This is a genomic window from Arthrobacter sp. SAFR-044 (genome assembly GCF_051965175.1).
Classification (GTDB): domain Bacteria; phylum Actinomycetota; class Actinomycetes; order Actinomycetales; family Micrococcaceae; genus Arthrobacter.
On sequence record NZ_JBQCMK010000006.1, the window covers coordinates 35,484 to 60,229 of the forward strand.

The window sequence follows — 24,746 nt, forward strand, 5'->3', positions numbered from 1 at the left end:
ACTGCAGAGGTTATTTGACGCTTCCGGCGCCAAGGCCGCTGCTCCAGAAGCGCTGCAGCGCCAGGAACGTCGCGATAAGCGGAAGGATCGACACCAGGGCGCCGACGATGACCAGGACCCGCAGTTCCGGAATCTGGCTGATTTGGCTGTTCCACGCGTAGAGTCCCAGCGTGACCGGGAACAGGGCCTGGTCCCGCAGCATGATCAGGGGCAGGAAGAAGTTGTTCCAGATGGCCACGAACTGGAACAGGAAAATGGTCACCAGGGCGGGAGCCATCAGCCGGGTGGAAACGGTGAAGAACGTCCTGGCTTCCGAGGAACCATCCAGGCGCGCCGCCTCCAGCAGTTCCGTGGGGACGCTTGCAGCGGCATAAATCCGCGCGAGGTAGACGCCGAAGGGGCTGACGAGGCTGGGCAGGAAGACGGCCCAGAGGGTGTTGGTGAGTTTCACCTGGCTGAAGATCAGGAACAGGGGAAGGGCAAGGGCCGTGGCGGGAACCAGCACGCCGCTCAGCACGACATTGAAGATTGCTTCCCGGCCGCGGAACTCGTACTTCGCCAGTGCATAGCCGCACATGGCGGCGATGACGGTGCCCAGCAGGGCGCCGAGCCCGGCGTAGAGCGCACTGTTCAGAAGCCACCGGCCAAAGACCCCGTCGCTGTAGGTGAACAGGTTGCCAAGGTTTGCAAAGAACGTGGGGATCGAGTCCGCTGTGAACCACAGCGGCGCCGTGCCGGTGACGTCCCCTCCGTTTTTGGAGGAGGAAACCAGCAGCCACCAGATGGGCGTCAGGAAGTAGAGCGTGAAGACACCCATGATGAGCATCGCCGCGCCGCGGGACATGATGCTGTGCCGCGGGCCCCGGGGGCTGCCGGATACGGGGGCCGTCTTCTTGGACGTGGTCACGGCTGTTGCTGCGCTCACTGGGAAACCTTCCGCTGGGTCGCCTTGAGGAAGACGAAGGAAAGAACGAATGTGGCCAGCGCCAGCACCACGGAGAACGCTGCTGCCAGGCTGTAGTTCGGCACCGACGCTGTTGTGTAGACGGCCAGGTTGGGAGTGAACGTGCTGCTGATGGCTGAACTGAAACTGCGAAGGGTCTGCGGCTCGGCAAGGAGCTGGAGGGTTCCGATGATGGAAAACACTCCCGTGAGGATGATGGCCGGAACCACGAGCGGTATCTTGATCCGCCAGGCGATCTGCAGGTTGCTGGCGCCGTCCAGTTTTGCTGCCTCGTAGATTTCCGTGGGGATGGCCAGCAGTGACGAGTAAATGATCAGCATGTTGTAGCCGACGTAGACCCAGGTCACGATGTTTGCGATGGCCCAGAGGACCAGGTCTGCCGAGAGGAAGTTCACCTGTGACGTAACGGCGCCGAAGGGGGAAAGCGATGGTGAGTAGAGGAAGCCCCACATGATCGCGGCGATAACGCCCGGTACTGCGTAGGGAGCGAAAAACGCCAGCCGGAAGAACTTCTTGCCCTTCAGCAGCGGTGAATCAAGCAGCAGGGCAAACAGGAGGGCAAGACCCAGCATGACGGGCACCTGGACCACCCCGAAGAGCAGGACGCGGCCCACGGATTCCCAGAATTCGGTGTTCTGGAACACCTGCTGGTACTGGACGAAACCGCCGAAGACCTGTTGGGGAGGTCCGAAGGTGCCCTTACGCTCCACCGTGAGGAGGGATTGCACCACGGCGAAGACGATCGGCACCGCATAGAACGCCAGGAAGAGCAGGCCGAACGGCGCAACGAACAGGAGGACGGCGCGGCGCTGGGCGGCCGAAGTCTTGGGTTTCCGGGCTGGCGGTGCCCCCGTGGCCATTGCCGGAGCAGTTTGGTGTCTAGTCACTTTCATCATCCTTAAGGCCGGTGATGCGGCCAGTGGTTGGGGGTGCTGAGCTGTAGCTGCGGACGACCCGTACGGTGCCGGCAGGAATGACGACGGCGGTGGAGACTTCTTCCCCCGCGATCAGTTCGTAGCCGTGTGCAGGGTATTTGTGCTCATCGTCCGAGTGGTTGATAAGGAAGGTGTACGTGTGCTCCGCGTCTGACCTGGCAATGACTTCCAGGCCTGCCGCGGTTGCCTGCACAGCGACACCGGCTTCGGCGGCGGCTCCGGCCACAACGTCGCGGAGGGCTTGGGGATCGAGCACTGTGCCGATGTACCAGGCGTCCCCGGAGCCGTGCCGGTTGCGGGTAACTGCCGGGGTTCCGGCCAGGTGGCCTTCAGTGAAGGATGCCTTCGCCTCTGCACCCTCCAGGCGCAACGCCTCGGCCCACAGGGATGCCGTGGCTCCGTTATCCAGCGTCAGGAGCCGGCCGGGCGGCATGGGCAGGAATTCCTCCGAGCGGACGCCGAGGAGGTCCCGGAACGCGCCCGGGTAGCCCCCGGTCAGTACTCTGTCGTTTTCGTCGACAATGCCGCTGAAGTAGGTGACAACGGCGTGGCCTCCGTTGCTGACAAAGTCTGCCAGGGCCGCGGATTCCTGTTCCCGGACGAGGTAAAGGCCGGGGACCAATGCCAGCTTGTAGCGGGAGAGATCGGAGCCGGGGGCCACGATGTCCACCGTGATGCCGTTTTCCCAGAGCGCTTTGTAAAGGGAGTGCACCTGGTCCAGGTACCGTACGTCCGACGAAGGGTGCGACTCCTGGTCGTAGGCCCACCACGCTTCCCAGCTGAAAACCATTGCAGCTTCGGCCTTCACCGTGGTCCCGGCCACCCCGGCGAGCCTTTCGAGGATGTGGCCGAGCTCTTTGACTTCCCGCCAGATCCGCGAGTCCGTTCCGGCGTGGGGGAGCATTGCCGAGTGGAATTTCTCGCTGCCCTGGACAGAGGCCCGCCATTGGAAGAAGCAGAGTCCGTCCGCGCCGCGGGCCATATGCGTGAGGGAGTTGCGGAGCATCTGGCCGGGGGCCTTGGCGATGTTGCGGGGCTGCCAGTTCACGGCCGAGGTGGAATGTTCCATCAATAACCAGGGTCGGCCCTGGGCCAGTCCGCGGGTGGCGTCGGCAGCGAAGGCCAGCTCCACCGTGGGGTCCTCGAGCCGGTGGTCGAGGTAGTGGTCGTTGGCGATGACGTCCATGTGCGGCGCCCATGCCCAGTAGTCCTGGTTGCGGATGTGGGCAGCGACCATGAAATTGGTGGTGACCGGGATGCTGCTGTGCTTCCTCAGCACGTCCGCCTCTGATTGGTAGTAGCCAAGCAGTTCGTCGGAGCTGAAGCGTTGGAAGTCCAGCAGCTGGGTGGGGTTGTTGGTGGAGACCGTGCTTCGCGGGGGCAGGATTTGCTCCCAGGCCGAGTAGCGCTGGGACCAGAACGTGGTGCCCCAGGCGCTGTTAAGCGCATCGAGGGTGCCGTAACGCGCGGCAAGCCAGGTGCGGAAAGCGGCGGCGGACACGTCGCAGTAGCAGAGGGCGTTGTGGCAGCCGAGTTCATTCGAAACATGCCACAGCCGTACTGCCGGGTGCGAGCCGTAGCGCCGTACAACTTCGTCCACGAGCCGGAGGGCATACTCCCGGTAGCGCGGGGAACTGGGGCACCACGCCTGCCGTCCACCGGGCCATGCCCGGACCCCCGTTGCGGACTCCGGGAGGATTTCCGGATGCAGGGTGGTCAGCCACGCAGGGGTGGATGAGGTGCCGGTGCCGAGGTTGGCCCCGATGCCATTGGCGTGCAGCAAATCCAAGACCTGGTCAAGACCTTCAAAGGAGTAGGTCCCGGGGGAGGGCTCCAATTCGGCCCAGCCAAAGATGTTTACCGCAACGAGGTTGACCCCCGCCTCCTTCATGAGCCGGACATCTTCCTGCCAGACGGCGGGATCCCACTGCTCCGGGTTGTAATCGCAGCCGTAAACGAGCTGTCCGTTCCCGGAAAGCTCGGCAACTGACGTTGTGATGGGGCTCAACCCTGCTCCTTCGGCTTGCTGCAAACGTGCAAGACGGGGAAGCCCCTACTCTTGGACGCTGTTGTCTCAACGATCTCTGTGAACGTTCCCAGACCCAGTCGACAAATAGTGATGCAGGTCATCTGGGAACGTTCCCAGAGTACGGGGGCACTTGGGGCCGTGTCAATGTCTGCGGGAGGACGTCCCCCGTCCAGACTCCGCTACAGTACAAATATGTCGCTGACACGCACCCGTGCCCGCCGCGCCACCATCAACGATGTCGCGGACGCCGCCGGGCTTTCCCGGGGGACCGTTTCACGCGTCATGAACGGGGAAAAATATGTCTCCGACGAGGCCAAGCAGGCCGTGGAAGAAGCCATCGCCCGGGTGGGATACGTCCGCAACAACGCTGCCCGCAACCTGGTCACCCAGGAATCCCGGGCCATCGGGCTGATCATCCACGAACCCCACTCGCTATTGTTCGAAGACCCCAACATTGGCTCCATCCTGCTGGGCGCCAACGAGGTGCTGTCCAAGGCTGATTACCAACTGGTTTCGCTGATCATCGATTCGGACCGCGACAGCCGCAGGGTGGCGGATTACCTGCGGGGCGGCCTGGTTGACGGCGCAGTCATCATCTCGGCGCGCGCCTCTGATCCCATTGCGGCGGCCATAGCGGACATCGGATTGCCCGCGGCATTTGTCGGCCACCCCGAAGGAACCCCGGCGCTGCCGTACGCCGCCATTGACAACGTTGAGGCTGCCCGGAGCATCACCAACAGGCTGCTGGGAACGGGGCGGAAACAGGTGGGGATGATCGCCAGTGCCTTGGACCGCGACTCGGGAAAGGACCGGCTTGCCGGATTCCAAAAGGCAATGGGCGGCCGCTTTGACCCGAACCTGGTGGTGGAATATCCGTTGTACACCTATGCTGCCGGCTTGGAGGGAATGCAGGAGCTGCTGCGGCGCGCTCCCCACCTGGACGGAGTTTTCGCGGCATCGGATGCCGTGGCGGCTGGAGCCATGACGGCATTGCAGGAGGCCGGGCGGCGGGTCCCGGAGGACGTAGGAATCGTAGGGTTCGACGACAGCAGTTGGGCCCTTCGCTGCAGGCCACAGCTGTCCACCGTTCGCCAGCCGGCCGACCTTTTGGGGAGCACCGCCGCTGAACTCGTCCTGGCGCAGCTTCAGGGACTGCCGGGTACGCCCCGTGTCCTCGAGACCACCATCATGTGGCGCGGATCAGCGTAACCGCGCTTACGCGGGCACCACGCGGAGTTTGGCCCGTTCGCCAAGGACGCGCTGGGCCTCGGCGCTGAGCCCGGCATCGCTGATGACCTCATCCACGTCATCGAGTGCTGCGATGGAGCTGATGCCCAGCATGCCCCACTTGGTGTGGTCGGCAAGGACCACGGTTTTGCGGGCGGCGGCCACGAACGCGCGGTCGGTTTCGGCTTCGAGCAGGTTGGGAGTGGTGAACCCGGCGTCCGCGTCCATGCCGTGGACGCCCAGGAACAGGACGTCGAGATGCAGTTGCCTGAGGGCTCCGGTGGCGATGGGCCCGACCAGGGCGTCCGACGGCGTGCGTTCGCCACCTATCAGGATCACGGTGGACCCGCCGGGGTGGAAGAGATCGGCAATCCGCATCGAATTGGTCACCACGGTGATGCGCGGACCGGCTGTCAGTTCCCTCGCCAGCGCCCACGTGGTGGTGCCTGCACTCAAGCCGACCGCCATGCCTTCCTGCACCAGCCCCGCGGCGGCCACCGCGATGGCACGCTTCTCCGCCGTCAGCTGCGTGGACTTCAGCTCGAAACCGGGCTCGTGGGTGCTGGCGTCCCCCGGAAGTTTCGCGCCCCCATGGATGCGTTCCAGCTTCCCGCCCTCTTCAAGCTGCTCAATGTCCCGCCGCACAGTCATCAGCGACACGCCCAGCTGCGCGGCCAGGTCCGAAACCCGCACCACGCGCTCGCGCTGGACGGCATCCACGATGGCCTGGTGTCGAGCAGCTGCAAGCATGTGAACGGATTCCTTCATCGAGGGTTGCGGGGTTTGCTCCCAGCATACGGCGACGGCGCCACCCGGCCGGGCGGCGCCGTCGTCAAACCATGCCTACTTCCGGAGTGACGCGGCGATCTGCTGCATGATGGCCGGGTCCGAAAGGGTGGTGGCGTCGCCCGGATCGCGGCCTTCCGCGACGTCTTTGAGGAGGCGGCGCATGATCTTGCCGGAGCGGGTCTTGGGCAGCTCCGGCACCACCAGGATGTTCTTGGGCTTGGCGATGGGGCCGATTTCCTTGCCCACGTGGTTGCGCAGTTCCTGGACGGTGGCATCGCCGTTGTTCGCGGCGTCGCCGCGCAGGATGACGAACGCGACGACGGCCTGGCCGGTGGTCTCGTCCGTGGCGCCCACGACGGCGGCCTCCGCTACTGAGGGGTGGCTCACCAGTGCGGATTCGATCTCGGTGGTGGAGAGTCGGTGCCCGGAAACGTTCATGACGTCATCCACCCGGCCCAGCAGCCAGATGTCGCCGTCTTCGTCCCTCTTGGCGCCGTCGCCGGCGAAGTACATGTTCTCGAAGCGGGACCAGTACGTGTCCTTGAAGCGTTCCGGGTCACCCCAGATGCCCCGCAGCATGGCTGGCCAGGGCTCCCGGATGACCAGGAAGCCGCCGTGGCCGTTAGGGACTGATTCGCCCATCTCGTCGACGACGTCCACGGCGATGCCGGGCAGCGGCACCTGGGCGGAGCCGGGCTTGGTGGCGGTAACCCCGGGGAGCGGGGCGATCATCTGGGCACCGGTTTCGGTCTGCCACCAGGTGTCAACGATGGGTGCCTTGTCGCCGCCGATGACCTTGCGGTACCACATCCAGGCTTCGGGGTTGATCGGTTCCCCGACCGAACCCAGCACGCGGAGCGACGAGAGGTCGTACTTCGCCGGGATGTCCGAACCCCACTTCATGAAGGTGCGGATGGCGGTGGGCGCGGTGTAGAGGATGGAGACCTTGTACTTCTCCACGATCTCCCACCAGCGGCCCTGGTGCGGGGAGTCCGGCGTGCCTTCGTACATGACCTGGGTGGCGCCGTTGATGAGCGGGGCGTAGGCGACGTAGGAGTGGCCGGTGACCCAGCCGACGTCGGCCGTGCACCAGTACACGTCCGTTTCCGGGCGGAGGTCGAAGACTGCCTTGTGGGTGTAGGCCGTCTGGGTGAGGTACCCGCCGGTGGTGTGCAGGATCCCCTTGGGCTTCCCGGTGGTGCCTGAGGTGTACAGGATGTACAGCGGGTGTTCCGAATCGTGGCCCGGCGCGGTGTGCTCTGACGAGGCGGTGCCGACGGTGTCGGCCCACCAGTGGTCGCGGCCTTCCTTCCAGTCGACGTCCTGGCCGTTGCGCTTGACCACTACCACGTTCTGCACCGTGTGGCCGCCCGCATCTCCCTCGTGGGACAACGCGTCGTCGACGGCGGCCTTGAGCGGGCTCGGCTTGCCGCGGCGGTAAGTGCCGTCCGCGGTGACCACGAGCTTGGCCTCGGCGTCGTCGATCCGGGATCGGAGGGCTTCGGCGGAGAATCCGCCGAACACCACGGAGTGGACCGCCCCGATCCGGGCGCAGGCCAGCAGGGTGATGACCGCTTCCGGGATCATGGGAAGGTACACGGCCACGCGGTCGCCCTTGGCCACACCCAGGGACTCGAAGGCGTTGGCAGCCTTTTTCACCTCTTCGGTCAGCTGCGCATACGTGTACGTCCGGGTATCACCGGGTTCGCCCTCAAAGTAGATGGCCACGCGGTCTCCGTTGCCGGCCTCGACGTGCCGGTCCAGGGCGTTGTACGCGGCATTGAGCTCACCGCCCACAAACCACTTCGCGAAGGGCGGATCGGACCAGTCAAGGGCCTGCGTGAAGTCCTTGGACCAGGTCAGCAGTTCCCTGGCCTTCTTGGCCCAAAAAGCCGGCCGGTCGGCGTCCGCTTCCCCGTACTCGGCGGCGGTGACGACGGCGTTGGCAGCGAACTCCGGGGAGGGCGGGAAGGCCCTGGTCTCATGAAGCAGGTTCGCAAAGGCATCGCCCTGGTGGCCTTGCTGACCTGCCGGCTGGGCGGAAGCGGAAGGAACGGTGGCCGTGGAGCTGGGAGTGTCCTGGGACATGTGAACCTCATCATTCATCGATCTTTGCCGCGCGGGATGCCGCCACCGCGGGGCCCACCGTTCGCACGGCACTGGGCTCCAGCCGGCGCGGACATACCGCAAAGAGCTGTTCCGCAACCTAGCCTAATGCTTGCCGCGTATCCTCTGTGCTCCCCGTCACAGACGCGGCCATGAGCGGCATTTTTTAAGCGGTGAATGGTGTCCGCATTACTCATCCCGGCGCCCCGAAGGCTTGCTCCAGCTAGTGATCAGCCAGGCTGTTGACTAGGCTGAGATGGAATTGTGACTTCACTTCGGACCGCCCCGGCCAGGCACAAACAGCGGCTTGCCGGGCCCGGACCGCATGTCAAGACGGCACAGTTTTCGGGTCCGGACCGGGCCCGGTGCCGCCACGCTAAGGAGAGCAGAATGAACCAGCAGAGCTTCGGCCAGCGAACGGGCCCGGACACCGAGGCGGGCCGCGAAGGCTCCGGATCCGCCGCCGGGGGACCGGGGAACCCGTCGCCCGCCGGTAACACCGCCAACGGACAGGTGGCAGGGCAGAAGGCTGGCTCGGGAAAGATCGACCCGAACGCCAACCAGGCGGTCCTTGGCCCCTTTACCGTGCGGGACCTGGCCGTCTTCGCCGGCACCGTGATCCTGTTCGTTGCGTCCTTGCTGCCCCTTTTCGGTTCCCGGTACAACCTGTGGAACCTGAACAACCTGTTCTTCCTTGGACTGGGCATCATCCTGCCGTTGATCGCAGGCGCGCTGTTCGCCGCCCGCCGCCTGGCCCCTGCCACGAAGATCCGGGTTGGTTCGCTCTCGATCGACCAGTTCGCCTCCGTGGTGGCCTCCTTCGCCCTGGCCTTCTTCTTCCTGTCGGTGGCGGGTGGATACGTGACCAGCCTGCTGGTGGGCCTGATCGGCTCGCTGGTCCTGTTCGCTGCCACAGTGCTGGGCCGTTTCCTGCCGTACCTGTCCGGTGACTTCAAGGACCGGCCCGAGGTCCCGGCGCATGTCGTGGCACGCGAAGCCGCGGTTCCTGCGCGGAAGCCGCGGGCCCCCAAAGCGCCAAAGCCGGAGTCCGGCCCGAACCAGTCTAAGGGTGGCTTCAAGGGCGCGGGTGTATTCGGCGGTGCCGGTGCCGGCTCCTCCGCCGTCCAGCCGGGGACTGCCAGCCCCAGTCCCAGCCCTGAACCGGTCCGTTCCACGCAGGCTCCCGCCACCGCTGCTGTCCCCGTTGCCACCGCCGGGGCCTCGACCTCAGGAACCGCCGGTGCCGCAGTTCCCACGTCGGGAGCCGGCGCTGCTGGAGCCGGCGCCGCAGCCGCCAGGACTGCCGGGCCGGCCACGTCTGCGCCTGTGTCAACCGCCCCCGAAGCTTCGGACCGCACCCCCGCGGTGGACGCCGGCCCGCCCACCCAGGCAGCCGACGTCGTCCGCCCTGCTCCTGCCCCGGCTGTTGAGGAGACCCAGTACGGGGACGTCCCCACAGCCAATGCGCCCCAGGCGGCATGGGAGCCGCCCGCTGCCACCGCCGTCCATCAGCAGGTCCGTGCCGAACAGCCCATCGGGGCCACCGTGGACCCGGCGAACCGCCATGACGAGATGGACGGGCAGCCGATCCACGAGGCCTTCTGGTTTGCCGTTGCCCAGCACCGCACCGCCTTCGACCCCCGGACCGGTGCGCCCGCCTTCGTGATTGAACCCGGCGGCTGGGTACTGGCACTCGAGGACCGCGGCCACGAATTCCTGGTCCAGCACACTGACGGGCGGCTGGGCGTGCTGCGCGACCTCAGCAACATCGAGCGCGGCTGACGCCGGTGGCCGGGGCCCGCACCAAGACCGGCCAGGCCGCAGGGATGCCCGTGGTCTCGTCCGAATCCGTCCTGGCGCTTAAGCGGAGGGCGCGGCGCATCCACAAGGCCCTGGCCGAGAAATACCCGTACGCCCATGCGGAACTGGACTTCCGCAACCCGTTCGAACTGCTCGTGGCCACCGTCCTGTCGGCCCAAACCACCGACGTCACGGTCAACCAGGTCACCAAAGTGCTGTTCGCGCGGTGGCCGAATGCACGGGCCCTGGCCGAGGCGGACCCCACCGAGCTCGAGGCCATCCTCAAGCCCACCGGATTCTTCCGTGCCAAGGCGAAGAACGTCCAGGCGCTGTGCACGCGGCTGGTGGACGAGTTTGACGGCGAGGTTCCCGGCCGGATGAAGGAACTGGTCACGTTGCCCGGTGTGGGGCGCAAGACGGCCAACGTGGTGCTGGCCAACGCTTTCGGCGTCCCGGGCATCTCCGTGGACACGCACTTCGCCCGCCTCGCGAAGCGGTTTGGGTGGACCCAGTCGGAGGACCCCGTGCAGATCGAACAGGACGTGGCCGAACTGTTCGAGCGCAGGGACTGGACCATGCTGTCCCATCGGGTCATCTTCCATGGCCGCCGCGTCTGCCACGCCCGGAAGCCCGCCTGCGGGGCCTGCCCCGTGGCCAACTGGTGCCCAAGTTACGGGCTGGGCGAGACCGATCCCGTCAAGGCTGCCAAGCTTCTCAAATACGAACTCGCTCCCGGCAGCGAGGAGCTGCTGGAGCAGTACCTCGCAGAACAGCACCGGGCCGCGGAGATCCGGATGGCTTCCCAAAAGAGGACCCCTTGAGCGCACGCGAAGACCTTGCCCGGCTGGTCCGGCGGGCTCAAACCGGAACGGCCGGGCCTCCTGATCCGCGCTGGGCAGCCCTGACGGTGGACGCGGCACGCGCCCGCAGGGCTGCAGTCCTGATGCTCTTCGGGGTCCTCGACGACGTCCCCGCGGCGTCCGGCAAGCCACTCGCGCCGGCAGACCTTGACGTCCTGCTGCTGGAACGCGCCCACACTCTGGGGTCCCACCCCGGCCAGGTGGCGTTTCCCGGCGGCGGCATCGACAGGAACGAAACCCCCATAGCGGCTGCGCTCCGGGAAGCCGAAGAGGAGACCGGACTGGATGCAGGCGGGGTCGAGGTGCTGGGGACACTCCAGGAGTTGGGCCTGGCGCACAGCAACTTCCTGGTGACGCCTGTTCTCGGGTGGTGGCAGGCGCCCTCACCGGTCCGGGTGGTGGACTACGGCGAATCCGCCCAGGTGTTCCGCGTCCCGGTGCGGGACCTGCTTGACCCGGACAACAGGGTGATGGCCACCGTCCACCGGGCAGGGCGGACCTTCGACAGCCCCGCGTTCACGGTGAACGGCGTGGTGGTGTGGGGTTTCACGGGCATTGTGCTCAGTGGCCTCTTCGACCAGCTGGGCTGGTCGGTTCCGTGGGACCGGAACCGGCTGCATCCGATCGGGGCCTGACCTTCAGGAGGCCAGGCCTTCAGTAGTCCAGGCTTCAGGCCTGCTGCCGCAAGTCCACCACAATGGCGGTGGCGGCGTTCTCCCGCATGGCCTTGATGCCGTCGCGGAGCATGGTCAGGGACCTGAAGGTTGGCGAAACGGCAACGGTGTTGCCCTCGGCGTCGGTGAGGCGCAGCCGGTACGACTCGTCGCCTGTGCGGTGTATTTCAAATCTTCCCGCCATGGACGGGGACCTCCCTGGTATGCGTCGTTGCATCAGCGTGTGGACCGGTCTGTTTCAGCCACCGGTTCCGACTGTAACCTGCGCCACCCTACCCGTCGAGCTACTGCCGGGTAGGTTACCTTGCGTCTCGTTTGCAGGTACTTGGCGCCCTTCAGGAAAGCTATTTCGCCAGGTTGTAGGAGTCGACGACGGCGAGGCTGACCGGGAACTCCACCGGGATCCGTCCGAACAACAACTCCTTCGCGGCACGGGCTGATTCTTCGATCGCTGAGATGCAGGCGTCCACACCGTCAGAGGGCGCATGCACCATCACCTCGTCGTGCAGGAAGAAGACCAACTCAGCCCCGACAGCCCGGCCGCTGCCGCCGGTGCCGGGCGTCCGCAAGATGCGCAGCCGCCGTCGTAATTCCGCCAGCCAGCATGCCGCCCAGTCCGCCGCAGAGCCCTGGACCACAAAATTCCGGGTGAAACGCCCACGGGACCGGGCAATGGACTCTGCCCGCCGCTGCTCTTCAGCCGTGGTGGAGCGCTGGCTCAGGAACCACCGCTCCGATGGCGGTGGGCTGCTGCGGCCCAACCGGGTGGTCACCGTCCCGCCGGCTTCGCCTGCCCGCGCCGCCCGCTCCACAAAGTCGACGGCACGCGGATAGGTGCGCGCCAGCTGCGGCATCAGGCGCCCTGCCTCACCGGAGGTGGCCCCGTACATGGCGCCCAGCAGGGCCATCTTCGCTTTGGCCCGGTCTCCGCCGAAGCCCTTGGCGGCGATCCCGGCATACAGGTCCTGGTCCCGGGCGGCCTCCGCCATGGAGGAGTCCTGGGCGAGGGCCACCAGGACACGCGGCTCCAGCTGGGAGGCATCCGCGACGATCAGTTTGTGGCCGGGGTCTGCGTGCACCGCGCCGCGGACCTGGCGCGGGATCTGCAGCGCGCCGCCGCCGCGGGACGCCCAGCGCCCCGAAACAACCCCGCCCACCACATACTCGGGCCGGAACCTGCCGCCGTCCACCCAGGCATCCAGCCAGGACCAGCCGTTGGCCGTGTGGAGGCGGGAGAGCTTCTTGTATTCCAGCAACGGCTCGATGACGGGGTGGCTGGATTCCCTGAGCTCCCATTTCCGGGTGCTCTTCACCTCGATGCCGTTCCGGTGCAGGGCGCGCATCAGGTCCTGCGGCGAGTCCGGGTTGAGGCCCGGGGAATTGAGCAGCGTGCGCAGTTCCGCGGCCAATGCCTCCAGTCTTTGCGGGCGCTGGCCGGCGGGCGGGCGCGGACCCAGCTGGTCAACCAGGATCTGTTCGTGCAGGTCCTCCCGCCAGGGGACGCCGGCGTGCTGCATTTCGGCAGCAACCATGGCAGACGCCGACTCCGCCGCCAGCAGCAGCTGCAGGCGGTTCCGGAGGTTCTCCACGATTTCTACGCCGGCGAGGGCGCCCTGCTGGGCAGCGTACTCGGCGCGGAGTTCCTCGAGGGCCCAGCCGGGCGCCGGCCCGGCACCTGGGTCGTCGAACAGCGCGCCTTGGTCCGCAGGGGGACGGGGCGGCAGCAATGACTTCGGCGGAAGCACCGGGTCCTCCACCGGGACCCTGTCTGTATTCCTGGCGTAGTCGGTGTGGGCGCTGAACTGCGAAAAGGCCAGGATGTTGCCGCAGAGCGTGACGTCGTAGCAGCGCTCCACCTCCACGCCTGCTGCGAGCAGGGCGGGGTACCAGTCCTGCGTCCGGTGCCAGATCCAGCGCGGCGGCTGTCCGCCGGGGCGCCGGGCTTCCAGTTCACGGACGACGGCGGAGAGCTCGTTGGGTGCCACCAGCCGGGGCTCGGGGTTGGCCGGTTGGGGGTGGCCTGCCTGTGTCAGTTCCTGCAGTGCCACACCGCGGGGGTGGGCGGCGAGCAGCAGGTACATGCTCCCATTGTGCCTTGCCGGGAGCGGTGGCTCCGGTTGTCCACATACGGGGTTCGCCCCCTTATCTGTCTTTCGCGGCCGCGGCAGAGTGGCTCCATGAGCAGGCACCAGCTGAAAGCACCGCAACCCGGGCCGGGGCAGGCCACAGGTTCCTCCCGGCGGAAACCGAACCGGGACGCACCATCCCGCACTTCGGTGGCGGACAACCTGTCGTCGGGCAGCGAGGCGGGGTACGGTGCGGCCTGGCTGCCGGCCGGTTCCCTGCCGGGGAGTTCAGCCCCGGGTCAATCTGTGCACGATGGACTTGTGGCGGGCGGTCCAGCTTTGGGTGCTTCACCGCCGCATGGTGGGAGGCCGGACGGCTCCGGCGAGGTGCTGCTGGTTACCTCGTCCGGCGTCCTGCGCGCGGAAGTGGAGCGCATAGTGGCAGCCGCTGGTGCCCAGCTCCGCGTGGTTCCGGATGCGGTGGAGGCGGGACGTTACTGGGATGCTGCATCGGCCGTGCTGGTGGGCAGCGATGTGAGGGAGCTTCCACCGCGGCGCCGCATGCCGGCGGTCATGGTGGGCCTCGACGGAGAGGGCGACAGCCTCTGGCACCTTGCCGCCGCCCTGGGTGCTGAACGCGTTGCCGTGCTGCCCGATGCCGCTGCCTGGCTGGCGGATCATCTGAGCCGGTCGCGCTCGCCGGGTCCCGGCGGGCTGGTCCTTGGCATCACGGGAGGTTGCGGCGGGGCGGGGGCCACCACCGCCGCCATTTGGACAGCCCAGGCAGCGGCAGGCCTGGGGGCGCGCGTCCTGCTGGTGGACGGCGACCCCTGGGGCGGCGGCCTGGAGCTTGCGCTCGCCGCGGAGGACAACCCCGGGCTGCGCTGGCCGGACCTCGCGGAGGCAAGGGGCAGCATTGACCCCCTGCAGCTCTCCGACTCCCTGCCCGTCGCCGGAGGGTTTTCCTTCCTGTCCTGGCCTGCCACCCGGGAGCAGCCGGTTCCTGTCCCTGCTGCAACGGCAGCGGGTGTGCTGGACGCTGCCCGCCGTGGTTTTGAGCTGGTCGTTGTGGATGTGGGAAGGGGTGCGGAGTCGCTTCACACTGTGGCGTGGGACTGCGACCGGATCATGGTGGTGGTGCCGGCGCAGCTGAAAGCGGCGGTGGCGGCCGTGCGGCTGCTGCAGGAGCTTCCGCCGGTGGAGGCTGCCCTGCTGGTGCGGGGGCGGCCCGGTGCTGCGCTGGACGGTTCCCTGATTGCTGACGCCGTAGGGCTGCCGGTACAGGGCCGCATCCCCCACCTGCGGGCCGTCCCGGGGGCCATGGAGTCAGGCCGCCTGCTGGACCTTGGGAAGCGGCGGACCATCCGGTATTTCGGCGCCACGGTGCTCGATTGGCTTGGAGAGGACCTGCAGGCGGGGGACGTCGCATGAGGCGGCCGCCCATTGCCCCTTCGTCTCCAGCCCGGGAAACGGGCGGCGCAGGTGGGTCCGGAGGCGTTGGCGCACGGCGCAGTGCACGGATCCTGGAGGCGAACAAGGCTGGCCGCCAGGCGCGGGTCAGCGGCGCCGGTACTGGCCGGACCGTTGATTCCGGGCTGCTGGAGTCTGTCCGTGAATCGATGATGGCGGAGGCAGGAACAGTAACACCTTCGCGCGTTGCCGCGGCCGTACAGGCCACCGGCAAGCTGTTGGGCACCGCCGGAGCGCTTGCCGCAGTGGAGCGGATCAGCGCCGAGCTCAGTGGATTGGGCCCCCTGCAGGAGCTCACCAGGGATCCAGCGGTAACAGACATCTTCGTCAACGCTCCGGATTCCGTGTGGGTGGACCGCGGCCGGGGCATCGAGCGCGTACCTGTCGTGTTCGATGGCGAATCCCAGCTGCGGGCGCTGGCATGCAGGCTCGTGGCCGCAGGAGGGCGCCGCCTGGATGACGGGTCGCCCTGTGTTGATGTCAGGCTTGCCGGCGGCTACCGTGTCCACGCCGTGTTGCCGCCGGTGTCCACGTCCGGGACGCTGTTGAGCGTCCGGATCCGCAGGGAGCAGGTCTTCAGCATGGCAGAGCTGCGTACGGGCGGCATGTTCGGCCAGCGGGTGCAAACGGTGCTCGAACGGATCGTGGACAAGAGGTTGAGCTTCCTGGTCAGCGGTGCTACGGGTTCAGGGAAGACCACGCTGTTGTCCACCCTGCTGGGCCTGTGCTCCGCGCAAGAACGGCTGGTCCTGATCGAGGACGCCTCCGAACTCAATCCTGTCCACCCGCATGTGGTTGCCCTCGAATCACGCCACGGAAACCTTGAAGGCGGCGGTGCCGTGGACTTGGGGGAGCTGGTTCGCCAAGCGCTGCGCATGCGCCCGGACAGGCTGGTGGTGGGGGAGTGCAGGGGTGCTGAAGTCCGCGAGCTCCTCACCGCGATGAATACCGGGCACAGCGGTGGCGGCGGAACCATCCACGCCAATACGGCGGCCGCAGTTCCGGCCAGGCTCAACGCCCTCGGCGCGCTCGCAGGGCTCGGTCCGGAGGCCGTGCGGCTTCAGGCCGCCAGCGCCCTTGATGCTGTCATCCACGTCGGCAGGACACCCAAAGGCAGGGAAGTCCTGGGCATTGGACTCATCGCCAATGGGCCGGAAGGACTGACCGTGCTGCCGGCCATTGGGGAATCAGGTGTCCCGGGTTCCGCGTGGCCGGCGCTCACGGCCCGGCTGGGGATGAACCCCGAGGAGATCCCGTGACGCTCCTCTTCCCCGTGCTCCTGTGCAGCGCTGTGCTGCTGCTTCTCAAGCCGCCCCTGGACGCTGCTTCCAGGTTGCGCGCCGCAACCGGCAACAGGACGAAAGCGGCGGCTCCCCGGAGGGGCCTTGTCCTGCCGTGGAACAGGAAGGGCACCGCAAGGGCGGCAATAGCGCGGGGACCAGGCCTGACCCTGGTGGTGCAGCAGATGGCGGCACTGCTCCGGGGTGGCCGGACGCCCGCACGGCTGTGGGACGAGTTGTGGATGGTGTACGGCAAAGGTGATAACGGGCGGCAACATCAGGAAGCCGCCCCGCTGTCCGGGGCCATGCTGTCAAAGGGATCAGCTGCGGTCCTGGCAACCGCGCGTGCGGCCGCCGCTACCGGGGCTCCCGTTGCGGAAACCGTCCGCCGTGCCGTTTCCACGGCCTTTCCGCCCCGCGACAGGGAGGCCAGGACCTGGTTGGAGCTTGCCGCCTGCTTCGACATCGCCGAAGCCAGCGGGTGCCCGCTCGCTGACGTGCTGACCCGGTTCGCTGCCCAACTGGAAGCAGAGGATGACGCCGACGCGGCCCGGCAGACGGCTCTCGCAGGGCCCAAAGCCACCGTCCGGCTCCTGACCTGGCTTCCCTTGATGGGTCTGGGACTCGGCGCTGCCCTGGGTGTGGATCCCCTGGCCACCCTGCTGGGGACACCCCTTGGACTGGCCGCGTTGTTGGGCGGCGTGGTCCTTACCGCGGCGGGAAGGGCCTGGTCTGCCCGGTTGGTGGCGTCAGCTGCAGGGGCAGGAGCGCAATGAACCCGGTTTGGGCCCCCGGCCTGGCATTGTTCACGCTGCTCGCGGCCGGTGCATGGCTTGCCTGTCCCGGCCACGGGAGGTTGCGAAAACGGCTTCGCCGGGTGTGCCCATCCGCTGCAAGAGCACAGCAGGCGGCCGCCAAGGGGTCGGCAGCGCGTTGCGGCAGCGGCCTGAAGGATACGGCCATGATGCTCGAACTTGTGGCGGCGATGCTGGACGCCGGAGCCGGAATTGGCAGGGCCCTCGACCTGGTGGCTGCTTCCGCTGCGCCACAGTACCGGGACTCCCTGCGGCCTGTGGTCTCCGCGCTGGCCATCGGCGCTGACTGGGAAACAGCATGGCGCAGCTCCGCCGTGCGGCTCCCCGAAATCCTGGAGCTGCGGGACGCCCTGGGCTTCGCCGCGCTCACGGGGGCACCATCATCCGCGATCCTGTATGCCCAGGCTGCAAGGCTTCGCCGGGAACGCTTTCGGGCGGCGGAGAAGCGCGCCGCTTCCTTAGGCGTGAAGCTGGTGGTTCCGCTGGGCCTGTGCTCACTTCCGGCCTTCATCTGCCTCGGCGTGGTCCCGGTGCTCTTGGCCTTGGTGCCGAACGGCGCATAGCCACCCTGCCGCTTCCGTCCCCACGACTCCTCGCCCTGTCTTCCCGTCCCCGCCGCTGCTGGCCCTGTCTTCCCGTCCCCGCCGCTGCTGGCCCGTCCACTCCTCCACAGCGCTGGATCTGCAGAGCTTTTCCACTTAGCGCCCCACCTCCCTTACCGGCAACAGTTCGGCCGGGAAGAGTCAAGAGAGCCGGCAAAACCACCGGCACCAACGGAAAGGAAACACAATGCCCATCAACCACTACCGCCGCAACCCCTCCGCCGGAATGTCCACAGCCCCCTTTTCCAGGCCGATGCGGACTGCCTCCAGTCCGATGTTCGCGGGACCAACCGGCAGCCTTCGCAACACCGGCGCGGCGCCATACGCTTACGCCGTTGACTTCGATTCGACCACGGCCGCATCCACTGCACTCATGCCGAAGGCACCAGTTTCACGTGCATCCTTTCCAGCGGCATCCTTCCCGCCGCCCGGCAACGTGGTGGAGCTGTACCCCGGTGCGGGCGCCACGCGCAAGACCCGGCGCACTGCAAGGCTCGTGGGCTCGGAAGCCGGCATGGCGACGGCCGAATACGCCATTGCCACCCTGGCCGCGGTGGGATTTGCCGGGCTGCTGGTGTTCATTCTCCGCAGCGACGAAGTGCGAGGCTTCCTGCTGAACCTCATCCGCACCGCATTGGCGCTGCCGTGACGCATTCGGCAGGAGTGCTGCCGTCACGGAAGCCCCTGGAATCGGTGACCGGCCGTGTGGCTTGGAGCAACGGAGGAGGGCAACCCTTGGATGAAACCGCGAAGGCCCGGGGCACCGTAACGGCCGAGTTCGCGGTGGCGCTCCCGGCAGTGCTGGCACTACTGGCCATGCTGCTTGCCGGAGCCGCTGCAGGCACGACGCAACTGCGGATCGAAGAAGGAGCCCGGGCCGGCGCCAGGGCCCTGGCCCGGGGCGACAACCCCGCGGCGGTTGAACGGACCGTCAGGACGCTCGCCGGCAGCTCGGCAGTTGCATCAGTTGCCGCCGACGGCGAATGGTTCAGCGTCACCGTGACCGACCGGGTGGCTGGTCCCCTGGGCTCCTCCATTCCGTGGACCCTCACCGCCCGCGCCTCCACGCGCAGCGAGACTCCGGGGACTGCTGCTGCAGGCGGCGCCGCAGGTCAGGCCGGCGCCGGGGGCGCCAGATGATGGATCGCGACGGGCTGCGACACCCCATGATCTGGACCAGATGCCCCAACACAGGGCCCGGTCGCCCTGCCGCCGGGCGATGGCAGCGCACGGCAACGCGGGCTGGCCCTGCTCACGGGCAGTGCAGGCAACGCGGTGCGGATGGCCACGAACGGGGGTCGGGGACGGTCCTTGCCGCAGGGCTGTCCCTGGTGGTCATGATGGCGATGGCCGTCATGTTGCTGCTGGCCCAGTCAGCCGTGCTCGCAAGCAGGGCGGCAGCGGCAGCCGACCTGGCAGCCCTTGCCGGGGCGGATGCCCTTCGCGGCATCACCACGGGGGAGCCCTGCACGGTCGCCGCGGAAGTGGCGGCCCGCCACGCCGCCACGGTCCTCAGTTGCTCCGAGGGTTCGGGGCAGACGATCGAGGTACGCACCGAGCTCGGCGAGCGCCCGCTGCTGGGCGCCGCGACCGGACGTGCCCGGGCGGGTCCGCCGCCATAGGGGCAGCGCCGCCGGGACAGGACACGAGCACATGCGCACACTGTCGCAAGGGGGACGGCGCGCCAAAGAGGGGCAGGGCCATACAGATCAGGGCCATAGGACGGGTCCATAGGACGGGGCCGCCCAGGGACAAGGCCCGTGGCGGGTATCAGCTCCTGGCTTCCAGATCCACCGGCGTGGCTTCCGTGGCGTCCTTGAGCAGCACGTCAAGCAGGGTCACGGCGGCGGCCTTGTCCAGCGGATTGTTCTTGTTGCCGCATTTGGGGGACTGCACGCAGGACGGGCAGCCGGCCTCGCACTCGCAGGCCTTGATGGCATCGCGGGTTGCTGCCAGCCAGACCATGGCTTTGTCGAATCCCCGCTCGGCAAAGCCGGCTCCGCCAGGGTGCCCGTCATACACAAAGATGGTGGGCACCCCGGTGTCGGCGTGCAGGGCAGTGGACACGCCGCCGATGTCCCACCGGTCGCTGGATGCCACCAGCGGCAGGAGTCCTATCGCGGCGTGCTCCGCGGCATGCAGGGCGCCCGGGAACTGCGCTTCGATGAGGCCCGCCCCAGTCAACGAGCGGTTGTCCACCACGAACCACACCGCCTTGGTGAAGAGCTCCCGTGCACCCAGTTCCAGCGGCTCCTCGCCCAGGACCTCATTGGAAATCAGGGCCTTGCGCTGGAAGGAGACAACCTGCGTGGTCACCTTCACGTCGCCGAAGTGCACGGTCACATCGCCCCACTGCATGGTCCGCAGGGTGTCCAGGACTTCGATCTGGGTTACATCCCGTGCTGTGGTGTAGTAGTCGGGGTTGGCCCGGCGGACCATGACGCAGTGGTCGTCTTCGTTCAGGTCCTCCACCACGTAGGTGTCGCCCTGATGGACGTACACCGCTCCGGTGTGGGCTTGGTAGTGCGTTTGAGGCGAATCCATGGTTCCCAGGAGGGAACCGGTCTCTGCGTCGACGATGCTGACGGGTCCGCCGCCGTCTGCCCTCAGGTTGACCATTGCCGCCGCGCTCTGCGAGTGGGTCCAGAACCAGCCGGCGGGGCGCCGGCGGAGGTAGCCTTGCGCCACCAGCCGATCCAGGAGCATTTCAGCGGTCGGCCCAAAAAGGTCCAGCTCGGCAGGTCCCAGGGGAAGTTCAGCGGCCGCTGCGCACAGGTGCGGTCCCAGCACATAGGGGTTGGAGGGGTCAAAGACCGTAGCCTCCACCGACACGTCGAAGATGGCTTCGGGATGGTTCACCAGGAACGTGTCCAGCGGATCGTCGCTGGCCACAAACGCCGCAATGGCATCCTGGCCCGCCCGGCCGGCCCTGCCGATCTGCTGGAACAGTGATGCCCGGGTGCCGGGCCAGCCTGCCACCAGCACTGCATCCAGGCCGGAGATGTCGATTCCCAGCTCCAACGCAGACGTGCTGGAAACGCCCAGCAGCTGGCCCGAACGCAAGGCTTTCTCCACCGCCCGGCGTTCCTCCGGAAGGTACCCCGAACGGTACGCGGCCACCCGTTGCGGGAGGCTCGGATCCACCTCGTCAAGGAGGCGCTTGGTAATGGCGGAGATGGTCTCCGCGCCGCGGCGGGACTTGATGAAGGCGATGGTGCGGACCCGTGCTGATACCAGGTTGGCCAGCAGGTCAGAGGTTTCGGCAACGGCCGTGCGCCGCTCCTTGGCTCCGTTCTCGCCCCTCACGTCGGTCAGCGCCGGTTCCCACAGTGCCACGGTGGTGGCCCCGTGGGGGGAGCAGTCGCGGGACACTGCCTTGACGGGCGCACCGATGAGGCGGGAGAAGGAGACATCGGGCTCGGATGCGGTGGCGGAGGCAGCGATGAACACTGGCTCGGGGAACGTGGTTCCCGCACCGTAGTAGGCGCAGATCCGGCGGAGACGCCGCATCAGGTTGGCCACGTGTGAACCGAACACGCCCCGGTAGCTGTGCGCCTCATCAACGATGACGTAGCGAAGCCGGCGGAAGAAAGCTGCCCACCACGCATGGTTGGGAAGGATGCCGAAGTGCAGCATGTCCGGGTTGGCCAGGATGAAGTTGGCGTGGTCCCGGATCCACCGGCGGGCGGAGGGATCGGTGTCGCCGTCGTAGGTTTCCGCCCGGACCGTGGGCAGCTTCAGGGCGCGGATGGCATTCAGCTGGTCGGCCGCCAGCGCCTTGGTGGGGGAGAGGTAAAGGGTGACGGCGCCGTCGTCGTGAATCCTGCCCGGGTCCGCGAGCACGCGCAGTTCGGACCGGTGGATCGCATCCAGCGAGGGCAGCTGGTACGCCAGCGACTTCCCGGACGCAGTGCCGGTGGCCACCACAACATGCTCCCCAGCGTGTGCTGCATTGGCCGCGTCAACCTGGTGACGGTATGGCTCGCGGATGCCCAGCGTCCCGTACGCCGCAGCAATGTCCGGGTGCATCCACTCCGGCCAGGGCGCGTGGACTGCCTCCCGCGCCGGAATGGTGCGGACATGACGCAGCTGTTCCGGATCCGGGCCGCGGCCCAGCAAAGGAATCAGGGAGTCATGGGGGTTCACCCCACCATTCTTTCATCCGCTGCAGGACCGCATGCCCGCGGTTCGCCCAAGGGAAAACCGTACGGCGGTTCCGGAGCAGCAGGTTCAGCTCAGTGAGAGGTCCGCCCCGTCATGGGACGCTGACAGCATCAGGACCCGGGCCACCGTGGTCCAGCCCAGATGCGAGTAGAGCTTCTGCCCGTCCAGGGACGCCAGCAGCAGGCCGGCGCGGACATCATGCCCGAAGGCCTGGGCCGCCAGCGCCCGCATGATGAAGCTGCCCAGGCCCCTGCGCTGGAACGCCGGCTCGGTGATGATCTTGTCGAACACGGCGGTATCACCCACCACGAACACCCTGCCACTGGCCGCGAGTGTGTCTCCTGAGCGGACCTCCGCGTAATGGACGCCAGCCTGCTCGAAGGTGGACAGGCTGAGGTCGTCGTCGGAAAGCCAGGGGTCCTCGGCGTCCTGCGTCTCCATGTCCACGATCATCATCGTCTGCGAATCAGAGGTGACGTTCAGGCCCCGCCGGGCTACCAGGGCGGCATAGCGGGCGGGGTCGTTGGTGAGGATGGTCAGTACCCGGGCGGGGGATTCCGCCGTCCTGGCCGCGAGGGCGGCGAACTCGTCATCCGTGGGTTCGGACGCGAAGACTTCCCATTCCCCGCTGGTGTCAGCGCGGAGGGCAGCGGGAAATCGGCCTTCCGTGGAAGTCCGGTAGCCGCGACACCCGGCCCAGCCGGCAACCCACACTTCAAGCAGGCCAGTAATGTCTTCCACCATGGTTTGCGGGCTCATGGCATGAACAATATTCCAGCCTGATCACAAGCAACAGAGGGTGCGGAAGTGCTTATGCAATTGTGATCAGCGCCGGGGCCAGGACCTGCAGCCGCCAGGACCGGTCCGGCAGCGCAGCCGGTACCCTTAAATGCGTGGCTTTGAACAAGATTGTGCTCTTTTACGGCTTTACCCCCATTACTGACCCGGACGCCGTCCGCCTCTGGCAGCGTGCCCTGTGCGAAAAGCTTGGCCTGACCGGGCGCATCATCATTTCCAAGGACGGAATCAACGCCACGGTGGGCGGCGAAATCGGCGCCGTCAAACAGTACGTCAAGACCACCCGCGAGTACTCCGGGTTCCGGGGCATTGACGTCAAATGGTCCGACGGCGGCGCGGAGGACTTCCCGCGGCTCAGCGTTAAGGTGCGGGACGAGATTGTGTCCTTCGGCGCGCCCGGTGAGCTCAAGGTTGACGCCGACGGCGTGGTGGGCGGCGGACAGCACCTCAAGCCGGACCAGCTCCACGAGCTCGTCGAGGCCAGGAAGCAGGACGGCGAGGACGTGGTCTTCTTCGACGGCCGGAACGCCTTCGAAGCGCAGATCGGCCGGTTCAAGGACGCCGTGGTGCCCAATGTCGCCACCACCCATGACTTCATCAAGGAGCTGGAGTCCGGCAAGTACGACTCCCTCAAGGACAAACCCGTGGTGACCTACTGCACCGGAGGCATCCGCTGTGAGGTGCTCTCCAGCCTGATGGTGAACCGCGGCTTCAAAGAGGTGTACCAGCTGGACGGAGGGATCGTACGGTATGGCGAAGCCTTCAAGGACCAGGGGCTCTGGGAGGGCTCGCTGTACGTCTTTGACAAGCGCATGCACCTGGAGTTCAGCGAGGACGCCAAGACCATTGGCCAGTGCGCCCGCTGCTCGGCGCCCACCAGTAAATTCGAGAACTGCTCCAACCCGAGCTGCCGCACCCTCACGCTGTACTGCGCCGTATGCGCCGCCAGCCCGGAGACACTCCGCTGCCCGGAAGGCTGCGCGGCGGCCTGAGCCACCAGCGGGTTCAGGCAACCGGGCCGCTCAGCTGGGAACGGCCGGGCAGCCGGCGTCAGAGCCGGTGGACGCGGAACGCGTAGTTCGCGGCAGTCCTGGCCTCCACCCGGACCGTGAGGACGCTGTCCGTTGACAGGTAAATGACGTTCTCGCGGTTGATGCCGCAGCGCAGGCCCAGGTCAACCAGGGTGAGGGTCTCGGTGCGGACCGTGAAGGTCACCCGGCGCTGGCTGCGGCAGGCGATGGACAAAATGTAGGTTCCGGTTTCCAGCTCCGGCGATGAAAAGGTCCGGTCCTCCCCGGCAGCCAGGAGCCCCGCGTCGGCCTGGACCACGGGGCCGGTGGTGCCTGGAAGGGCCCGGGACACCCAGTCACCCAGCTCCGCTTCGCTGACCGGATCCTGTTGCAGCGGGTCGCGGGTAAAGGCCGGCGCCGGGGCAACGGTCGCGGTGCCCTGCGCGTTGCCGGCCCGGCCGTCGTCGTACGTATACTCACAACCGGCCAGCGCACCTGCCGCAAGCACCAGTCCAAGGGCGACGGCGGCCACGGGCTTCGGTGCCCGGGGCGCCCGTGCTGTCCCTTCGGAAAGGGGCGCGGGGGTCCCCCGCACGCTGGGCATAGTCCGACTTTAAGCCCGCAGCGGTCCGCGGGCCAGAGCCCGGACAGTGCTTAGTGCGCCGGTGCCAGCTGGTAGGCGTAGAGCAGCGGAGCGTCCACGCTCGAGCTGCTGATTTCCACCCGGCCCGCGGCGGGCAGGTTGATTTTGGTGGTCTCCTGCCGGCCGTTGCACGCGGCCCCGGCTTCTGCAATGGCTTTGCCGTCCAGGGACACAGCGAAGAAGGCCTTGCCGGTCCCTTCGCAAACCGCCGTGAGTACATAGCTGCCGGCGGGCACCCTGGCGGCTTCCTGCACGATGCGGTCCCGGTTGAGGATCTTTCCCGAATCCTGGAGCACGACACCCGCCGGTGATGATGGCAGCGCTGTGGCCCGCCACTTGGGAACATCCGCGTTCTCCACAGAGTTCGTCGGCGAACACCCCGCCACGGCCAGGCAGAGGACCGCGGCAACCACTGTCCCGGGCAGCGAACGGCGGACTGCGGCGGTTGCCGTGCGGGCGCGCGGAAAGAGGGTGAGTCGGGAAGGCATGGGACCACCGTACCCCGCAGCCACCC

The 24,746-nt window shown here is 67.3% G+C and carries 23 protein-coding genes; 12 read left to right on the plus strand and 11 right to left on the minus strand.

Annotated features, from left to right (window positions below; all coding sequences use genetic code 11):
* Positions 1-10 precede the first annotated feature (10 nt).
* The 3 genes from ACTHQS_RS10765 to ACTHQS_RS10775 form a co-directional block, all read right to left on the minus strand.
* Complete coding sequence (locus ACTHQS_RS10765) at positions 11-844, minus strand: carbohydrate ABC transporter permease (RefSeq protein WP_440169085.1); 834 nt, start codon at positions 842-844, stop codon at positions 11-13.
* A gap of 77 nt (positions 845-921) precedes the next feature.
* A complete protein-coding gene (locus ACTHQS_RS10770; protein WP_440168530.1) occupies positions 922-1,857 on the minus strand; it encodes a carbohydrate ABC transporter permease in 936 nt (311 codons plus the stop codon).
* Positions 1,844-3,907 (minus strand): beta-galactosidase, encoded by a 2,064-nt coding sequence (locus ACTHQS_RS10775; protein WP_440168532.1) that lies wholly within the window; start codon positions 3,905-3,907, stop codon positions 1,844-1,846. The genes ACTHQS_RS10770 and ACTHQS_RS10775 overlap by 14 nt, the downstream gene beginning before the upstream one ends.
* 213 nt (positions 3,908-4,120) lie before the next feature.
* Between ACTHQS_RS10775 and ACTHQS_RS10780 the strand changes: the two genes are divergently transcribed.
* Positions 4,121-5,137: a LacI family DNA-binding transcriptional regulator gene (locus ACTHQS_RS10780; RefSeq protein ID WP_440168534.1), complete on the plus strand. Its 1,017-nt coding sequence runs from the start codon at positions 4,121-4,123 to the stop codon at positions 5,135-5,137.
* A 6-nt stretch (positions 5,138-5,143) separates the two neighbouring features.
* Here the strand turns inward: ACTHQS_RS10780 and ACTHQS_RS10785 are convergent, their stop codons facing one another.
* Together ACTHQS_RS10785 and acs are read right to left on the minus strand one after the other, a co-directional pair.
* Entirely contained in the window at positions 5,144-5,905 is a 762-nt protein-coding gene (locus tag ACTHQS_RS10785; protein WP_440168536.1) for a DeoR/GlpR family DNA-binding transcription regulator, read from the minus strand.
* A gap of 93 nt (positions 5,906-5,998) precedes the next feature.
* Positions 5,999-8,032: an acetate--CoA ligase gene (gene acs, locus ACTHQS_RS10790; RefSeq protein ID WP_440168538.1), complete on the minus strand. Its 2,034-nt coding sequence runs from the start codon at positions 8,030-8,032 to the stop codon at positions 5,999-6,001.
* Positions 8,033-8,440: 408 nt separating this feature from the next.
* Between acs and ACTHQS_RS10795 the strand changes: the two genes are divergently transcribed.
* Genes ACTHQS_RS10795 through ACTHQS_RS10805 form a run of 3 tightly spaced genes read left to right on the plus strand, consistent with a single transcriptional unit; the run spans position 8,441 to position 11,345 of the window.
* Entirely contained in the window at positions 8,441-9,832 is a 1,392-nt protein-coding gene (locus ACTHQS_RS10795; protein ID WP_440168540.1) for a hypothetical protein, read from the plus strand.
* Between the two features lie 44 nt (positions 9,833-9,876).
* A complete protein-coding gene (nth, locus tag ACTHQS_RS10800) occupies positions 9,877-10,671 on the plus strand; it encodes an endonuclease III (protein WP_440169087.1) in 795 nt (264 codons plus the stop codon).
* Entirely contained in the window at positions 10,668-11,345 is a 678-nt protein-coding gene (locus ACTHQS_RS10805) for an NUDIX hydrolase (protein WP_440168542.1), read from the plus strand. Before nth ends, ACTHQS_RS10805 begins: the two co-directional genes overlap by 4 nt.
* Positions 11,346-11,379: 34 nt before the next feature.
* On the opposite strand, the gene ACTHQS_RS10810 is transcribed toward ACTHQS_RS10805, so the two are convergent.
* Together ACTHQS_RS10810 and ACTHQS_RS10815 are read right to left on the minus strand one after the other, a co-directional pair.
* Entirely contained in the window at positions 11,380-11,568 is a 189-nt protein-coding gene (locus ACTHQS_RS10810) for a YegP family protein (protein ID WP_440168544.1), read from the minus strand.
* 160 nt (positions 11,569-11,728) lie between these two features.
* Positions 11,729-13,465 carry a bifunctional 3'-5' exonuclease/DNA polymerase gene (locus ACTHQS_RS10815; protein ID WP_440168546.1) on the minus strand — a complete coding sequence of 579 codons (1,737 nt, stop codon included), beginning with the start codon at positions 13,463-13,465 and terminating at the stop codon, positions 11,729-11,731.
* 96 nt (positions 13,466-13,561) lie between these two features.
* Here ACTHQS_RS10815 and ssd point away from each other — a divergent pair, with 96 nt between their 5' ends.
* From ssd to ACTHQS_RS10850, 7 genes are all read left to right on the plus strand, one after another.
* Positions 13,562-14,881 carry a septum site-determining protein Ssd gene (ssd, locus tag ACTHQS_RS10820; protein WP_440168548.1) on the plus strand — a complete coding sequence of 440 codons (1,320 nt, stop codon included), beginning with the start codon at positions 13,562-13,564 and terminating at the stop codon, positions 14,879-14,881.
* Positions 14,878-16,179 (plus strand): TadA family conjugal transfer-associated ATPase, encoded by a 1,302-nt coding sequence (locus ACTHQS_RS10825; protein ID WP_440168550.1) that lies wholly within the window; start codon positions 14,878-14,880, stop codon positions 16,177-16,179. Before ssd ends, ACTHQS_RS10825 begins: the two co-directional genes overlap by 4 nt.
* A complete protein-coding gene (locus ACTHQS_RS10830; protein ID WP_440168552.1) occupies positions 16,176-16,976 on the plus strand; it encodes a type II secretion system F family protein in 801 nt (266 codons plus the stop codon). The genes ACTHQS_RS10825 and ACTHQS_RS10830 overlap by 4 nt, the downstream gene beginning before the upstream one ends.
* The gene (locus tag ACTHQS_RS10835; protein ID WP_440168554.1) at positions 16,973-17,578 is read left to right on the plus strand and encodes a type II secretion system F family protein; all 606 of its coding nucleotides are present in this window, start codon (positions 16,973-16,975) and stop codon (positions 17,576-17,578) included. The genes ACTHQS_RS10830 and ACTHQS_RS10835 overlap by 4 nt, the downstream gene beginning before the upstream one ends.
* Before the next feature lie 226 nt (positions 17,579-17,804).
* On the plus strand, positions 17,805-18,266 hold the full coding sequence (locus ACTHQS_RS10840) for a DUF4244 domain-containing protein (RefSeq protein WP_440168556.1): 462 nt from the start codon (positions 17,805-17,807) through the stop codon (positions 18,264-18,266).
* Positions 18,267-18,352: 86 nt separating this feature from the next.
* The gene (locus ACTHQS_RS10845) at positions 18,353-18,757 is read left to right on the plus strand and encodes a TadE family type IV pilus minor pilin (RefSeq protein WP_440168558.1); all 405 of its coding nucleotides are present in this window, start codon (positions 18,353-18,355) and stop codon (positions 18,755-18,757) included.
* A 26-nt stretch (positions 18,758-18,783) separates the two neighbouring features.
* Positions 18,784-19,239: an Rv3654c family TadE-like protein gene (locus ACTHQS_RS10850; protein WP_440168560.1), complete on the plus strand. Its 456-nt coding sequence runs from the start codon at positions 18,784-18,786 to the stop codon at positions 19,237-19,239.
* Positions 19,240-19,387: 148 nt separating this feature from the next.
* Here ACTHQS_RS10850 and ACTHQS_RS10855 read toward each other — a convergent pair whose 3' ends face one another.
* Together ACTHQS_RS10855 and ACTHQS_RS10860 are read right to left on the minus strand one after the other, a co-directional pair.
* Positions 19,388-21,763 carry a DEAD/DEAH box helicase gene (locus tag ACTHQS_RS10855; RefSeq protein WP_440168562.1) on the minus strand — a complete coding sequence of 792 codons (2,376 nt, stop codon included), beginning with the start codon at positions 21,761-21,763 and terminating at the stop codon, positions 19,388-19,390.
* An 84-nt stretch (positions 21,764-21,847) separates the two neighbouring features.
* Entirely contained in the window at positions 21,848-22,540 is a 693-nt protein-coding gene (locus ACTHQS_RS10860) for a GNAT family N-acetyltransferase (RefSeq protein WP_440168564.1), read from the minus strand.
* A 134-nt stretch (positions 22,541-22,674) separates the two neighbouring features.
* Here ACTHQS_RS10860 and trhO point away from each other — a divergent pair, with 134 nt between their 5' ends.
* Entirely contained in the window at positions 22,675-23,571 is an 897-nt protein-coding gene (trhO, locus tag ACTHQS_RS10865) for an oxygen-dependent tRNA uridine(34) hydroxylase TrhO (protein WP_440168566.1), read from the plus strand.
* Between the two features lie 58 nt (positions 23,572-23,629).
* On the opposite strand, the gene ACTHQS_RS10870 is transcribed toward trhO, so the two are convergent.
* The gene (locus tag ACTHQS_RS10870; protein ID WP_440168568.1) at positions 23,630-24,193 is read right to left on the minus strand and encodes a hypothetical protein; all 564 of its coding nucleotides are present in this window, start codon (positions 24,191-24,193) and stop codon (positions 23,630-23,632) included.
* Between the two features lie 50 nt (positions 24,194-24,243).
* On the minus strand, positions 24,244-24,720 hold the full coding sequence (locus tag ACTHQS_RS10875) for a hypothetical protein (protein ID WP_440168570.1): 477 nt from the start codon (positions 24,718-24,720) through the stop codon (positions 24,244-24,246).
* Between the last annotated feature and the right edge of the window lie 26 nt (positions 24,721-24,746).